19 protein-coding genes and 1 tRNA gene are annotated in these 13,826 nt (G+C 69.1%); 15 read left to right on the forward strand and 5 right to left on the reverse strand.

From position 1 onward, the window contains the following. Positions 1–110: 110 nt before the first annotated feature. On the forward strand, positions 111–428 hold the full coding sequence (locus JK363_RS23700; RefSeq protein ID WP_201877089.1) for a hypothetical protein: 318 nt from the start codon (positions 111–113) through the stop codon (positions 426–428). 66 nt (positions 429–494) lie between these two features. Here JK363_RS23700 and JK363_RS23705 read toward each other — a convergent pair whose 3' ends face one another. Next, on the reverse strand, positions 495–1,079 hold the full coding sequence (locus tag JK363_RS23705; protein WP_201877090.1) for a nicotinamidase: 585 nt from the start codon (positions 1,077–1,079) through the stop codon (positions 495–497). Between the two features lie 137 nt (positions 1,080–1,216). Beyond that, entirely contained in the window at positions 1,217–2,551 is a 1,335-nt protein-coding gene (locus JK363_RS23710; RefSeq protein ID WP_201877091.1) for a nicotinate phosphoribosyltransferase, read from the reverse strand. An 89-nt stretch (positions 2,552–2,640) separates the two neighbouring features. Here JK363_RS23710 and clpS point away from each other — a divergent pair, with 89 nt between their 5' ends. From clpS to JK363_RS23745, 8 genes are all read left to right on the forward strand, one after another. Next, entirely contained in the window at positions 2,641–2,940 is a 300-nt protein-coding gene (gene clpS / locus JK363_RS23715; RefSeq protein WP_201877092.1) for an ATP-dependent Clp protease adapter ClpS, read from the forward strand. Next, positions 2,940–3,548, forward strand: a complete 609-nt coding sequence (locus JK363_RS23720; protein ID WP_201877093.1) for a DUF2017 domain-containing protein — start codon at positions 2,940–2,942, stop codon at positions 3,546–3,548. Before clpS ends, JK363_RS23720 begins: the two co-directional genes overlap by 1 nt. Positions 3,549–3,744: 196 nt before the next feature. After that, a complete protein-coding gene (locus tag JK363_RS23725) occupies positions 3,745–5,169 on the forward strand; it encodes an amino acid permease (RefSeq protein ID WP_201877094.1) in 1,425 nt (474 codons plus the stop codon). Between the two features lie 136 nt (positions 5,170–5,305). Continuing rightward, complete coding sequence (locus tag JK363_RS23730) at positions 5,306–5,728, forward strand: M67 family metallopeptidase (RefSeq protein ID WP_201877096.1); 423 nt, start codon at positions 5,306–5,308, stop codon at positions 5,726–5,728. Between the two features lie 89 nt (positions 5,729–5,817). Next, a complete protein-coding gene (locus tag JK363_RS44730; RefSeq protein WP_372444831.1) occupies positions 5,818–5,934 on the forward strand; it encodes a putative leader peptide in 117 nt (38 codons plus the stop codon). 113 nt (positions 5,935–6,047) lie between these two features. After that, entirely contained in the window at positions 6,048–6,326 is a 279-nt protein-coding gene (locus JK363_RS23735) for a MoaD/ThiS family protein (protein WP_201877097.1), read from the forward strand. Next, a complete protein-coding gene (locus JK363_RS23740; protein WP_201877098.1) occupies positions 6,326–7,276 on the forward strand; it encodes a PLP-dependent cysteine synthase family protein in 951 nt (316 codons plus the stop codon). Before JK363_RS23735 ends, JK363_RS23740 begins: the two co-directional genes overlap by 1 nt. Before the next feature lie 234 nt (positions 7,277–7,510). After that, positions 7,511–8,263 carry an MBL fold metallo-hydrolase gene (locus tag JK363_RS23745; protein ID WP_201877099.1) on the forward strand — a complete coding sequence of 251 codons (753 nt, stop codon included), beginning with the start codon at positions 7,511–7,513 and terminating at the stop codon, positions 8,261–8,263. Between the two features lie 87 nt (positions 8,264–8,350). Here the strand turns inward: JK363_RS23745 and JK363_RS23750 are convergent, their stop codons facing one another. Then, positions 8,351–9,592, reverse strand: a complete 1,242-nt coding sequence (locus JK363_RS23750) for a PTS transporter subunit EIIC (protein WP_201877100.1) — start codon at positions 9,590–9,592, stop codon at positions 8,351–8,353. 215 nt (positions 9,593–9,807) lie between these two features. Here JK363_RS23750 and JK363_RS23755 point away from each other — a divergent pair, with 215 nt between their 5' ends. The 4 genes from JK363_RS23755 to rdgB all read left to right on the forward strand — a co-directional run bounded on the left by JK363_RS23755 (position 9,808) and on the right by rdgB (position 12,148). Continuing rightward, positions 9,808–10,134, forward strand: a complete 327-nt coding sequence (locus JK363_RS23755) for a PTS sugar transporter subunit IIB (protein ID WP_268981080.1) — start codon at positions 9,808–9,810, stop codon at positions 10,132–10,134. 85 nt (positions 10,135–10,219) lie between these two features. Further along, positions 10,220–10,951 carry a ribonuclease PH gene (gene rph / locus JK363_RS23760; protein WP_201877101.1) on the forward strand — a complete coding sequence of 244 codons (732 nt, stop codon included), beginning with the start codon at positions 10,220–10,222 and terminating at the stop codon, positions 10,949–10,951. A gap of 142 nt (positions 10,952–11,093) precedes the next feature. Continuing rightward, the gene (locus tag JK363_RS23765; RefSeq protein WP_201877103.1) at positions 11,094–11,489 is read left to right on the forward strand and encodes a hypothetical protein; all 396 of its coding nucleotides are present in this window, start codon (positions 11,094–11,096) and stop codon (positions 11,487–11,489) included. A 23-nt stretch (positions 11,490–11,512) separates the two neighbouring features. Continuing rightward, positions 11,513–12,148, forward strand: coding sequence for an RdgB/HAM1 family non-canonical purine NTP pyrophosphatase (gene rdgB, locus JK363_RS23770; protein WP_201877105.1), 636 nt, complete (start codon positions 11,513–11,515; stop codon positions 12,146–12,148). Positions 12,149–12,195: 47 nt separating this feature from the next. Here rdgB and JK363_RS23775 read toward each other — a convergent pair. Next, positions 12,196–12,279: transfer RNA gene (locus tag JK363_RS23775), tRNA-Leu, on the reverse strand. Between the two features lie 119 nt (positions 12,280–12,398). Continuing rightward, positions 12,399–12,866 (reverse strand): thioredoxin-dependent thiol peroxidase, encoded by a 468-nt coding sequence (gene bcp, locus JK363_RS23780; protein WP_201877106.1) that lies wholly within the window; start codon positions 12,864–12,866, stop codon positions 12,399–12,401. A gap of 136 nt (positions 12,867–13,002) precedes the next feature. Here bcp and JK363_RS23785 point away from each other — a divergent pair, with 136 nt between their 5' ends. Both JK363_RS23785 and JK363_RS23790 read left to right on the forward strand, forming a co-directional pair. Then, complete coding sequence (locus tag JK363_RS23785; protein WP_201877107.1) at positions 13,003–13,323, forward strand: DUF3618 domain-containing protein; 321 nt, start codon at positions 13,003–13,005, stop codon at positions 13,321–13,323. A gap of 113 nt (positions 13,324–13,436) precedes the next feature. Beyond that, positions 13,437–13,739, forward strand: coding sequence for a GroES family chaperonin (locus JK363_RS23790; RefSeq protein ID WP_051886695.1), 303 nt, complete (start codon positions 13,437–13,439; stop codon positions 13,737–13,739). Positions 13,740–13,826 lie beyond the last annotated feature (87 nt).

Consider the following 13,826-nt stretch of genomic DNA (forward strand, 5'->3'; position numbering starts at 1 on the left):
AGGTCAGAGCGGTAGCGGCCGCCGCCCCCTAGCGGGCGGCGGCCGTACGCGTTTAGATGCCCCTACGACCTTCTTATTGACACGACGTCTCACGGGGGACATGAACCGCAATGGCCGATGGAGGATTCACCAAGCTGCCCGGCGGCAGTGTGGTGGTCGCGATCACACTGCCGCGCCCGCTGGGCGACGGCGGCGTCCGCGTCCTGGTGCACGCCGCCAACCGTCAGCGCGCCCTGACCAGGCTGCGCAATCTCGGGCTCCGCGCCGTCTATCTGCGCGGCAACAGCGCACCGCCGACACCCGATGAGGTGACGGCGGTCCTGCACCATCCGGACGGGCTGGTCTGGCGCACCGCGCCGGACAGCGGAGGGGAGCTCTGGCACCCCATCGCCGCCCTGCTCAGGCCCCCGGCGGCGCGTACGCCTTAGGGCCCCAGGGGCCCCTTTGAGCCGCGGCGCGGCTGAGGGGGCCCTTTCAGGCGCGCCCTCGGGGCGTCAGACGACCGGGGTGCCGGTCAGCTCCACACCCGCGGCCCGCATCTCCTCCAGGGCCTGCCCGGTCGTCTTCTCGGCGACCCCGGCGGTCAGATCCAGCAGGACGTGGGTGGTGAACCCCTCGCGGCGCGCGTCCAGCGCCGTGGCCCGCACACAGTGGTCGGTGGCGATGCCGACGATGTCCACCTCGGTCACCCCGCGCTCGCGCAGCCAGCGCGCCAGCGGGGTGCCGTGCTCGTCGCTGCCCTCGAAGCCGCTGTACGCCGCGGTGTACTGACCCTTGTCGAAGACCGCGTCGATCGCCCCGGAGGCGACGGCGGGCGCGAAATTCGGGTGGAACCCGATGCCCTCGGTGCCCGCGACACAGTGCGGCGGCCAGCTGTCCACGTAGTCCGGGTTGGCGGAGAAGTGATCACCGGGCTCGATGTGGTGATCACGGGTGGCCACCACATGGCGGTAACCGGGCGTCGCCTCCCCGATCAGATCCGTGATGGCGGCGGCGACCTCGGCCCCGCCCTTCACGGCGAGGCTGCCTCCCTCGCAGAAGTCGTTCTGGACGTCGGCCACAATCAGTGCCCGGTGCATGACACACGCCTTCCGACGAGAAACGGACAGGACCGGGAAACCCCTCGTCCCGAAGCGGATGATGTGGTAGTGGCTGTCACCGAGGGTAGACACTCGGCGCCTGATACGACAGTGGGCATGGTCCTCGCTCGCCTCCTTCAGTTCCGCGGGTATTCGGTGGGGATCACCGGCTCACCGCGCGAGAGCTGGGTCGCCGACAGCGGCAGCCCTGCCCGTGCCACCCGGTGCCGGTCGCGCGCCGCGTCCAGCGGCTCCCGCCCGACGATCTCGCCGCCGCGCACCAGCTCCACCAGCAGCTCCCGCCCGGCCAGCTCCGCCGGGACCTCACCGCCGCCGATCACCTCGGCCTCGGCCACCCCGTCCGCGTCCAGCCGCCGCGCCGCCCACTTGCGGCCGCCGACCGAGCTCTTGGCGCCCATGGACTTCTTGGCCACCGGCAGCAGCGGCGCCCCGGGTGCGTCCGAATTCGCCCGCGCGACCAGCTTGTAGACCATCGAGCAGGTGGGGTGGCCGCTGCCGGTGACCAGCTGGGTGCCGACCCCGTACGCGTCCACCGGGGCCGCGGCCAGCGAGGCGATGGCGTACTCGTCGAGATCGCTGGTGACCACGATCTTCGTACGCTTCGCGCCCAGGTCGTCCAGCTGCTGGCGGACCCGGTGGGCGAGCAGCAGCAGATCGCCGGAGTCGATGCGCACCGCGCCCAGCTCCGTACCGGCGACCTCCACCGCGCTGCGCACCGCCTCGGCGACGTCGAAGGTGTCCACCAGCAGAGTGGTTGCGCTGCCGAGTGAATCGACCTGGGCGGTGAAGGCGTCGCGCTCGGTGTCGTGCAGCAGGGTGAAGGCGTGGGCGCTGGTGCCCACGGTGGGGATGTTGTAGCGGAATCCGGCCGCGAGGTCGGAGGTGCTGGCGAAGCCGCCGACATAGGCGGCGCGCGAGGCGGCCACGGCGGCCAGTTCATGGGTGCGGCGCGCGCCCATCTCGATCAGCGGGCGGTCGCCCGCGGCCACCGACATCCGGGACGCGGCGGCGGCCACCGCGGAGTCGTGGTTGAGGATGGAGAGGATGACCGTCTCCAGCAGCACCGCCTCGGCGAAGCTGCCCTCCACCCGCATCACCGGTGAACCGGGGAAGTAGACCTCGCCCTCGGGGTAGCCCCAGATGTCCCCGGAGAAGCGGTAGTCGGCGAGCCAGGCGAGGGTGGGTGCGTCCACGATCCGGTGGTGCGCGAGGAAGTCGAGCATCCCGGTGTCGAAGCGGAAGTTCTCGACGGCGTCCAGGACGCGGCCGGTGCCCCCGACGACTCCGTACCGACGGCCCTCGGGCAGCCGGCGGGTGAAGACCTCGAAGACCACGCGGCGGTCGGCGGTGCCGGACCGCAGCGCGGCCTGGAGCATGGTGAGTTCGTACCGGTCGGTGAAGAGGGCGGTCGACGGCACGTCCACCGGCAGTCCCAAGTCCGCAGTGTCCATGGATCTGATGCTACCGCATTCTCGTCAGAGTGACGAGATCTGGGTGCCGGTTTGCGCGACGGCCCGTACCGGGTGGCAGCATTGGGGGTGTGAGTGTCCCAGTGGAGATCGAACGTCCCGAGTCCAGTGAAGCGCCGTCGATGGTGCCGGAGCCTGACGTTCCCTGGGTGACGGTGGTGCACAACGACCCCGTCAACCTCATGAGCTATGTGACATACGTCTTTCAGAGCTACTTCGGCTACCCCAAGGACAAGGCGCACCGACTGATGCTCGATGTCCACCACAAGGGCCGCGCGATCGTCTCGAGCGGCAGCCGTGAGGAGATGGAACGCGACGTGCAGGCGATGCACGGCTACGGCCTGTGGGCGACCCTTCAGCAGGAGCGCTGATGTCGGGACGATTCGAACCGCTGCCCAACGGCGGTGCCGCGCTCGCCCTCGACGAGGTCGAGATCTCCATTCTGCGCAGCCTGGCCGTACAGCTCGCCGAGCTGATCGGCCCCGGTGGCCAGCCGGAGGGCGCGACCGATCCGCTGGACGCGCTGTTCGCCGAGGGGCCCAGCAAGCCGCCCGCCGACCCGGCGCTGGCCCGGCTGTTCCCGGATGCCTATGTGGCCCCGGACGAGGAACTGGGCGCCGAGAAGGAGAAGGAGGCGCGGGCCGCCTCTGCCGAGTTCCGCCGCTACACCGAGAACGACCTGCGGGCGCGCAAGCGTGATGACGCCCTGGCGATGGTGCGCGACCTGGACGCGCTGACCTCCGCGGAGGTCACCCGGGTCCCGGCCGTCCTGGAGCTGGAGCCGGCGAAGGCCCGGCAGTGGCTCGGCGCCCTCAACGATCTGCGGCTGGCCATCGGCACCCGGTTGGAGGTGACCGAGGAGGACGACGGCGGCGAGCTGCTCCAGCTGCCGGACTCCGACCCCCGGAAGCCCATGGTGATGGCCTACTTCTGGCTGGGGGGTCTCCAGGAGACTCTCGTGGAGACGCTCATGCCGTAGTCGTTGAGTGTTCGTTTAGAGGATGCTCAAGTCCGGATAACGATCGCATCACCGCGGGCGGTTACTTTGTTACGCCGGTTAACGATTTGTCCGCTTCTTCCTGTGTCCTGCCCCACAAACGCCTGAGTCGATCAGTGCTGTGACCGTGGTAAATCTTCACGATCGCCAGCCGCCACAGATCGAAAGGCGCAGCAACATGACCTCAGAGGCTCCTGAAGAGGGCTATGAGCGCGGCCTTGGCAGCCGCCAGGTCCAGATGATCGCCATCGGTGGTGCCATCGGTGTCGGCCTGTTCATGGGTGCCGGTGCGAACATCGCCAAGGCAGGACCCAGCATCATCCTGATGTACGCCCTCGCAGGCGTGATCATCTTCTTCATCATGCGAGCGCTCGGCGAGCTGCTCCTCTACCGGCCGGTCTCGGGTTCCTTCGCGGAGTACGCCCGTGAGTTCCTCGGTCCGTTCTTCGGTTATGTCACCGGATGGACGTACTGGCTGATGTGGGTGGTGACCGGCATGGCCGAGCTCACCGCCGCGGCCATCTATATCCACTTCTGGTTCCCCTCGATCCCGCAGTGGGTCAGCGCCCTGGTCTTCCTGGTGGTGCTCTTCGGGGTCAACCTGATCTCGGTGAAGCTCTTCGGTGAAGTCGAGTTCTGGTTCTCGATGGTCAAGGTCACCGCGATCATCGGCATGATCGTCATCGGTCTCGGTGTGCTCACCCTGGGCTTCTCCGACGCCGGTGACACCGCCGCCGCCTCCAACCTCTGGTCCCACCACGGCGTCTTCCCGAACGGCATCGGCGACAGCCTGATGACCCTCCAGGGCGTCATGTTCGCCTACCTGGCCGTCGAGCTGGTCGGCGTCACCGCCGGTGAGTCCGAGGACCCGGAGAAGACCCTGCCCAAGGCGATCAACACGCTGCCCTGGCGCATCCTGATCTTCTACGTCGGTTCGCTGCTGGTCCTGCTGGCCGTCGTCAAGTGGACCGAGTTCTCCGCGGGCGAGAGCCCCTTCGTGCACGCGTTCTCGAAGATCGGCATCCCCTTCGCGGCGGGCATCGTCAACTTCGTCGTGCTCACCGCGGCCCTGTCCTCCTGCAACTCCGGTATGTACTCCACCGGCCGGATGCTGCGCGACCTCGCCTCCAACAACGAGGCCCCCGGGGTCTTCGGCAAGCTCAACTCCCGTAAGACCCCGGCCGTGGGCATCACCGTCTCCGTCGCCCTCATGGGCATCGGCGTGATCCTCAACTACATCGTCCCGGAGAAGGCGTTCACCTACGTCACCTCGGTCGCCACCGCCGCCGGTATCTGGGCGTGGATGATGATCCTTGTCAGCCACATCAAGTACCGCCGCGCGGTCACCCAGGGCCGGCTTCCGGCCTCGTCCTTCCCGGCCCCCGGCGGCTCCGCCTTCAGCTGGGTCGCGCTGATCTTCCTGTTCCTGGTGACCGGGATGATCGCGTACGACAAGGACGCCCGGATCTCGCTGTATGTGGGTGCGGGCTGGGCGGTCTGCCTGGCGATCGGCTGGATGGTCCTCAAGCGCCTCGGCCACGTCTCCGACCTCCCCCGGGCCGTGCAGGCCGACGAGGGCGAGAAGGAGTTCGCCCGCAAGTGACGGCACGGCGGCGGCGCCCCGGGCGCATGCCGCGGACGGGCCCCGGACACCGGTCCGGGGCCCGTTCCCGTGCGTCCGCGACGCCGGGAGCCGAGGCCCCGTACACCCCGCCGGACGGCTTTCTTATTCTGTGGCCATGCTGACCATCACCCAGGCCCTCCGCGACCAGATCGTCGCGCACGCCCGCGCCGACCACCCCGACGAGGCATGCGGCGTGATCGCGGGACCGGCCGGAAGCGGCCGACCCGAGCGGTTCATCCCGATGCTGAACGCGGCCCGCTCACCCACGTTCTACGAGTTCGACTCGGGCGATCTGCTCAAGCTCTACCGCGAGATGGACGACCGCGACGAGGAGCCCGTCGTCATCTACCACTCGCACACCGCCACCGAGGCGTACCCCTCCCGTACCGACATCTCCTACGCCAATGAGCCCGGCGCCCACTATGTGCTGGTCTCCACCGCCGACGCGGACGGCGCGGGTGAGTTCCAGTTCCGCTCGTTCCGGATCGTGGACGGCGAGGTCACCGAGGAGGAGGTCGAGATCGTCGAGGCGTACTGAGCCCGTTCGATCCCGCATACCGGAACCTACGCGTCCGTATCCCGGGACATACTTCCTGGGGTCCGAACGGGAATCGATACGATGAGTCCATGGTTTTCGATGATGTGAGCGACAAGACGCCGGGCACGCTGCTCGTGGCGCGGCTCCACGTCGACCTGTGCAGGCTCGCCAGCGCGATGTGTCCGCGCGGCGCCGTGGCCGCCTGACCCGCGGCACCCGTACTCAGCCCTGCCCGGCGCCCTCGCGCACACCCGCCACGCCCGCCCGGAGCCCCTCCGGGACCCGCCTTCCACCCCGCCCTCCGACAGGAGCCCCTGACATGGCCATCGAGGTCCGCATCCCGACCATCCTCCGCACCTACACCGACGGCCAGAAGGCGGTCGAGGCCAGCGGGACCACCCTCGCCGAGCTCTTCGCCGACCTCGAGTCTCGGCACACCGGCATCCAGGAGCGCCTGATCGACGGCGGTGAGCTGCGCCGCTTCGTCAACGTCTATCTGAACGACGAGGACGTCCGCTTCCTGGACGGCATCTCCACCAAGCTCGCGGACGGCGACAACGTGACGATTCTCCCGGCGGTCGCCGGCGGGATGCGCTGATGCGGTACGACAGTCCCCTGGCCGCGGTCGGCAATACGCCGCTCGTCCGCCTGCCGCGGCTCTCGCCCTCCTCCGAGGTACGGATCTGGGCGAAGCTGGAGGACCGCAACCCGACCGGCTCGATCAAGGACCGCCCCGCGCTCCATATGATCGAACAGGCCGAGAAGGACGGCCGGTTGACGCCGGGCTGCACCATCCTGGAGCCCACCTCCGGCAACACCGGTATCTCGCTCGCCATGGCGGCCAAGCTCAAGGGCTACCGCATCGTGTGCGTGATGCCGGAGAACACCAGCGAGGAGCGGCGCCAGCTGCTCGCCATGTGGGGCGCGGAGATCATCCCCTCGCCCGCCGCCGGAGGCTCCAACACGGCCGTCCGGGTGGCCAAGGAGCTGGCCGCCGAGCACCCCGACTGGGTGATGCTCTACCAGTACGGGAACCCGGACAACGCGGGCGCCCACTACGCCACCACCGGCCCGGAGATCCTGGCCGACCTGCCCTCGATCACCCACTTCGTGGCAGGGCTCGGCACCACCGGCACGCTGATGGGCGTCGGCCGCTTCCTGCGCGAGAACAAGCCGGACGTCCAGATCGTGGCCGCCGAGCCGCGCTACGACGACCTGGTCTACGGGCTGCGCAACCTGGACGAGGGCTTCGTCCCCGAGCTGTACGACGAGACCGTCCTCACCACCCGCTTCTCCGTCGGCTCCGAGGACGCGGTCACCCGCACCCGTCAACTCCTCGCCGAGGAGGGCATCTTCGCGGGTGTGTCCACCGGCGCCGCACTGCACGCCGCGCTCGGAGTGGCCCGTAAGGCGGTACAGGCGGGCGAGAGCGCCGATGTGGTCTTCGTGGTCGCCGACGGTGGCTGGAAGTACCTGTCCACCGGCGTCTACACCGCGGCCACCACCGAGGAGGCGATCGAGACGCTGCACGGCCAGCTCTGGGCGTAGCGGCGACGGCCGGCGCGGGCGGTCCCGGAGCGGACCGCCCGGAGGCCGCGGAGGGGGCCCGCGGGGGCGGCAGGGCCCGGGTGGCTTCGGCTCCGTCCTGGTGATTCCGCCCACAACGCGGGCCTGTGGAGGAGCTACCTGGGCTTTAGCGCCTTACGCTCGGGGGCACCGCATGACCCCCCGCACCCGCCCATGGCCTTCGGCATGGGGACCCCCCAAGGAGGTTCCTGCTCCATGAAGCTCACCGTCGTCGGATGCTCAGGGTCGTTCCCGTCCGCGGAATCGGCCTGTTCGAGCTACCTCGTAGAGGCCGACGGCTTCCGGCTGCTTCTCGACATGGGCAATGGCGCCCTCGGCGAGTTGCAGCGCCACTGCGGTCTCTACGACCTCGACGCCGTGCTTCTCTCCCATCTGCACGCCGATCACTGCATCGATATGTGCGGATATTTCGTGGCGCGTTACTACCGCCACGACGGAGGCCGCGCCGAGGCGATCCCCGTGTACGGACCGGAGGACACCGAGCGGCGGCTGGTGCAGGCGTACGACGACGTCCCCGATGAGAAGGCCATGCGGGAGGTCTTCGACTTCCGCACCCTGGCACCGGGCACCTTCGAGGTCGGCCCGTTCACCCTGCGCACCGAGCGGGTCTGCCACCCGGTGGAGGCGTTCGGCTTCCGGATCGAGCACGGCGGCCGCGCGCTGGTCTACTCGGGCGACACCGGCCCCTGTGAGGCCCTGGTGGAGCTGGCCCGGGGCGCGGATCTCTTCCTGTGCGAGGCGGCCTTCACGCACGGCAAGGAGGACATCCCGGAGCTGCACCTCAACGGACGCCAGGCGGGCGAGCACGCCCGGCGGGCCGGGGTGGGCTCCCTGGTGCTGACCCATATCCCGCCGTGGACGGATCCGCAGATCAACCAGCGGGACGCGCAAGCGGTCTTCGGCGGCCCGGTGGAGCTGGCGAAGGCGGGCGCGGTCTACGAGGTCTAGGCCCACAGACATTGAACGACGGCGATGCGCCGGACCGGATTCCTCCGGTCCGGCGCATCGCCGTTGTGCGGGGTGAAGGAGAAGCGCCTAGCGCTTCGTTCCGGCCTCGGCCGCCGCGGCGGCGTCGTCCACCGTGTCGTCCGGTTCCCGTCCCGGGGTCGGGATGTTGAACTTCGTGATCACGAAGCGGAACACCACGTAGTAGAGGACCGCGAAGGCCAGCCCGATCGGGATGATCATCCAGGCCTTCTCGCTGTGCGACCACCCCAGCAGATAGTCGAAGAGGCCGCCGGAGAAGGTGAAGCCGCTGCGGATGCCCAGCGCCCAGGTCAGCGCCATGGAGATACCGGTCAGCACCGCGTGGATGCCGTACAGCACCGGCGCGATGAACATGAACGAGAACTCGATCGGCTCGGTGACACCGGTCACGAAGGCGGTCAGCGAGACCGAGAGCATCATGCCCATCACGGCCTTGCGGCGCTCGGGGCGGGCGCAGTGGGCGATGGCCAGACCGGCGGCGGGCAGGGCGAACATCATGATCGGGAAGAAGCCGGTCATGAACATTCCGGCCGACGGGTCATCGTGGAAGTAGCGCGCGATATCGCCGTGGTAGGTCTGGCCACCGGCGGAGAAGTCACCGAACTGGAACCAGGCGAACGAGTTGAGCAGCATATGCATGCCGACGGGGATCAGCAGCCGGTTGACCACACCGAAGATCCCGGAGCCCGCCGCGCCGTTGTCCGACAGCCACTCGGAGAAGGTGTTGAGGCCATCGCCGATCGGGGCCCAGAGATAGCCGAAGGCCACCCCGTAGAGCAGGCCCGCGAAGGACATCAGGATGGGGATGAAGCGGCGTCCGCTGAAGAAGCCCAGCCAGTCCGGGAGCCGGGTGCGGTGGTACTTCTCCCACAGCACCGCGGCGGTGATACCGACCACGATGCCGCCGAGCACGCCCGGGTCCTGCGGCTTTCCGGTGACATCGCTGACGAAGCCGGTCAGTACGTTCTTGTAGACGAGGAAGCCGACGAGACCGGCGAACGCCGTGGTGCCGTCCGACTTCTTCGCGAAGCCGATGGCCACGCCGATACAGAAGAGCAGGGCCAGGTTGTCGAAGAGCGCGCCGCCGGCGTGGGCGAAGATCTCCGCCAGCTTGTTCCAGCCGAGGCCGTCCTTGCCGAAGACATCGTCCTGGCCGAGCCGGCTCAGGATGCCCGCGGCGGGCAGTGCGGCGACGGGCAGCTGGAGGCTGCGCCCGATCTTCTGCATACCCTTGATCAGACCGGCACCCCGCTTCTGGGCGGGCGCCGCCGAGGCGGTGGCCGTACTCATCGGATTCCTCCTGGTGAGGCGGGCGCTCGAAGAAGGGGGTGGCCCGCAATATGGTCTACACCACTGAGTGGTGTAGACCTGTTGTAGCACGTGAGGATCCGATAAAGGAATCCATCGTTTCATGTGGTCTGAACCACCGGACTCCGAGGTGTCAGGGTGCCATCCGGGGTGTCAACGCGCATAATGGTGTAGACCACTTGGGAGGGCGGACAATCATGGCCCTGCGAAGGTGGGCCGGCGTGGGTAACGTGGATGGACCGCTCGCCGGAATCCCGGAATCCCGAAGGGCCGAGACAACAGGAGTGGACATGGCCAGCAAGGCTGAGAAGATCGTCGCCGGGCTCGGCGGACTCGACAACATCATCGAGGTCGAGGGCTGCATCACGCGGCTGCGCACCGAGGTCAAGGACCCCTCCCTCGTCGACGAGGCCGTCCTGAAGGCGGCGGGCGCCCACGGCGTGGTGAAGATGGGCAGTGCGATCCAGGTCGTCATCGGCACCGACGCCGACCCCGTCGCCGCCGACATCGAGGACATGATGTGACCACCCCGTGAGCCACGGCTCCCACGCGTCAGGGCCCTGGTCCGCCCCGGACCGGGGCCCTCCGCGTTCCCGATAGGCTCATCCCATGTCTCGTATCGACGGCCGCACCCCTGATCAGCTCCGTCCCGTCAGCATCGAACGCGGATGGAGCAAGCACGCCGAGGGCTCCGTCCTCGTCTCCTTCGGCGACACCCGAGTGCTGTGCACCGCGAGCGTCACCGAAGGCGTGCCGCGCTGGCGCAAGGGCAGCGGCGAGGGCTGGGTCACCGCGGAGTACGCGATGCTGCCGAGGGCCACCAACACCCGCGGCGACCGGGAGTCGGTCCGCGGCAAGATCGGCGGCCGTACCCACGAGATCTCCCGTCTCATCGGCCGCTCGCTGCGCGCCGTCATCGACTACAAGGCGCTCGGCGAGAACACCATCGTGCTGGACTGCGATGTCCTCCAAGCCGACGGCGGCACCCGCACCGCCGCCATCACCGGCGCCTATGTGGCCCTCGCCGACGCCGTGGAGTGGGCCCGCGCCAAGAAGCTGATCAAGGCGTCCCGGCAGCCGCTCACCGGCACCGTCGCCGCCGTGAGCGTCGGCATCATCGACGGCGTCCCGATGCTCGACCTCGCGTACGAGGAGGACGTGCGCGCCGAGACCGATATGAACGTCGTCTGTACCGGCGACGGCCGCTTCGTCGAGGTGCAGGGCACCGCCGAGGGCGAACCCTTCGCCCGCGACGAGCTCAACGCCCTGCTGGACCTCGCCGTCGCGGGCTGCGGCTCACTGGCCGGGATGCAGCGCGCGGCGCTCGGCGCCGAGGACTGAGTGACGCGGCGCCGGAGATCGAGTCATCGGCCGGGCAACTCCCGGGCCGCCTCCGGCGTGTAGTCATGTAGCACATCGACCGTCCATGGTCCCGGGGCCGCGTCCGCGCGCCCCGGGACCGCTTCCCGGGAGGAACTGTCCCATGGCTCCGCGCCACCCCCGCCGCCGTACCCCCGTCACCCTCGCCCTCGCCGCCGTCGCCCTCACGGTCCCCCTGGCCGTCGGATGCAGCGCCGTGGAGAAGGCGTTCGACTGCGCCCAGCTCGCCGTCGAGATATCCAACGACGTGGACAACCTCCAGGACGCCGTGACCGGCGCCGCGGCCGACCCCACCCAGGCCGACAAGGTGCTCGACGCCCTCGACAAGGACATCGACAAGCTGGACGACCGCACCGACAACGCGGACGTCAGCAAGGCCGTCGACAACCTCCAGACGGCCGTGGACAACGTCCAGAAGTCCATCGACAACGGCAAGAAGCCCGATCTGACCCCCGTCCGGGACGCGGCTGGCGAGCTGACCAAGGTCTGCACCCCCTGACCGTCCCTCGATAATCGAGAGCTATGCAGCAACGTTCAGAGGGACATCTCCCGCACCCCCGCCGTCTGATCCTCGCCACCCGCAACGCCTACAAGATCACCGAACTGCGCTCGATCCTCGGCGAATCCGGGCTCGACGTCGAACTCGTGGGCGCCGACGCCTATCCGGAGCTCCCCGACGTCAAGGAGACCGGCGTGACCTTCGCGGAGAACGCCCTCCTCAAGGCCCACACCCTGGCCGACGCCACCGGACACCCCGCCATCGCCGACGACTCCGGCCTGTGCGTGGACGTCCTCGGCGGCGCCCCCGGCATCTTCTCCGCCCGCTGGTCCGGCCGCCACGGCGACGACCGCGCCAACCTCGAGCTCCTGCTCGCCCAGATCGCCGACGTCCCCGACGAACACCGCGGCGCCCACTTCGAATGCGCCGCCGCCCTCGCCCTCCCCGACGGCACCGAACGCGTCGTCTCCGGCCGTCTCACCGGAACACTCCGTCATGAGCCCACCGGCGGCGGTGGTTTCGGCTACGACCCCATCCTCCAGCCCGACGGCGACACCCGCACCTGCGCCGAACTCACCCCCGAGGAGAAGAACGCCATCAGCCACCGCGGCAAGGCCTTCCGCGCCATCGCCCCGGTGGTGCGCGAACTGCTGGGCTGAACCGCTGAGGGGCGCCTCACTGGGTTTGTGAGGCGCCCCTGGACATGTGCGGCCGGTGGGACTCGAACCCACACGGGATTTCTCCCACGGCGACCTAAACGCCGCGCGGCTGCCAGTTACGCCACGGCCGCAATCGCAGGCCATGCTACCGGGCCGGCAATGGTGAGAGTATCCGTGCACTTGTGTGTGTGCGACCACCTGTCGCACGAGTCCCGCACCATGTGGTGCGGGACCTGCCGGGAGGGCGGGGTCAGAGCCCCAGGTCCTTGATGATCTTGGTGACGTGGCCGGTGGCCTTGACGTTGTAGAGGGCGCGCTCGACCTTGCCGTGTTCGTCGACGATCACGGTGGAGCGGATGACGCCGGTGACGACCTTGCCGTAGAGCTTCTTCTCGCCGTAGGCGCCGTAGGCCTCGAGGATCTTCTTGGAGGGGTCGCCGAGGAGAGTGACCTTGAGGTTCTCCTTCTCGCGGAACGTGGCCAGCTTCGTGGGCTCGTCGGGGGAGACGCCGATGACGTCGTAGCCGTGGCCGGCGAGGAAGGCGAGGTTGTCGGTGAAGTCGCACGCCTGCTTGGTGCAGCCCGGGGTGAGGGCGGCGGGGTAGAAGTAGACGATGACCTTGCGGCCGGCGTGGTCGGCGAGCGAGACCTCCTTGCCATCCGCGTCGGGGAGGGTGAAGGCGGGGGCGGTGTCGCCGGGCTGAAGTCGCTCGCTCATGGTTCGGGTGCTCCTCGTGGCATCGGGTACATACCGACATTAGCCAGCTTTGCGACCGGGGGTGCCATGGGGCGGCGAAGAGGACGAGCTGACAGACTGTCCATTACGAATCATCGAGACTGACGGAGGCAGCGCGGTGTCGGATGCCAGGACCCCTGCGCAGATCGAGGCGGATATCGCCCGCCGGCGGCAGGAGCTCGCCGTGACGCTCGACGAGATCGGAGTGCGGCTGCACCCGAAGACCATCGTCGGGGACGCGAAGGCGAAGGCGGCGTCGGCCGTGGACCGGACCGCCGGGCGGGCCTACGTCTCCGCGAACCGCATGGTCACCAGCGTGCGCGGCCAGCTGGTGAGTGAGGACGGGGCGCCCCGGATGGAGCGGATCGTGCCGGCCGCGCTGGTCGTGGTGGGGCTGGTCGGGCTGCTCGCGATGTCCTCGCGGCGCCGCCGCTGCTGACCCGCCCCGGCTCCGGTCCGTGCTCCGGCCGCCCTGGGGCCTCAGTACACCCCGCGGCCAGGTACGGTCATGACGTGAGTGCGAACACGACCCATGACAAGCTGCCCATCCGGATGCTGCACGACCGTGTGCTGGTCCGTACCGACATTCCGGAGGGCGAGCGCCGGTCTTCCGGCGGCATCGTCATCCCCGCGACCGCGGCGGTCGGCAGGCGGCTGGCCTGGGCCGAGGTGGTCGCGGTCGGGCAGAACGTACGGACCGTGGAGCCGGGCGACCGGGTGCTCTACGACCCGGAGGACCGGGCCGAGGTCGAGGTGCGCGGGGTCGCCTATGTGCTGATGCGGGAGCGCGATCTGCACGCGGTGGCCGCCGAGCGGCTGGAGGGCGCCGAGGACTCCACCGGGCTGTATCTGTAGCGCCATCGGTAAGGCTGCCCGGAGTCCTCTCGAAGCAAGGGAGGGTGGTGACCGCGTCACCACCCTCCGTCATGTTTTCGGCGGCCC

Source organism: Streptomyces coffeae, assembly GCF_016741875.1.
In the GTDB taxonomy this organism is placed as follows: Bacteria; Actinomycetota; Actinomycetes; order Streptomycetales; family Streptomycetaceae; genus Streptomyces; species Streptomyces coffeae.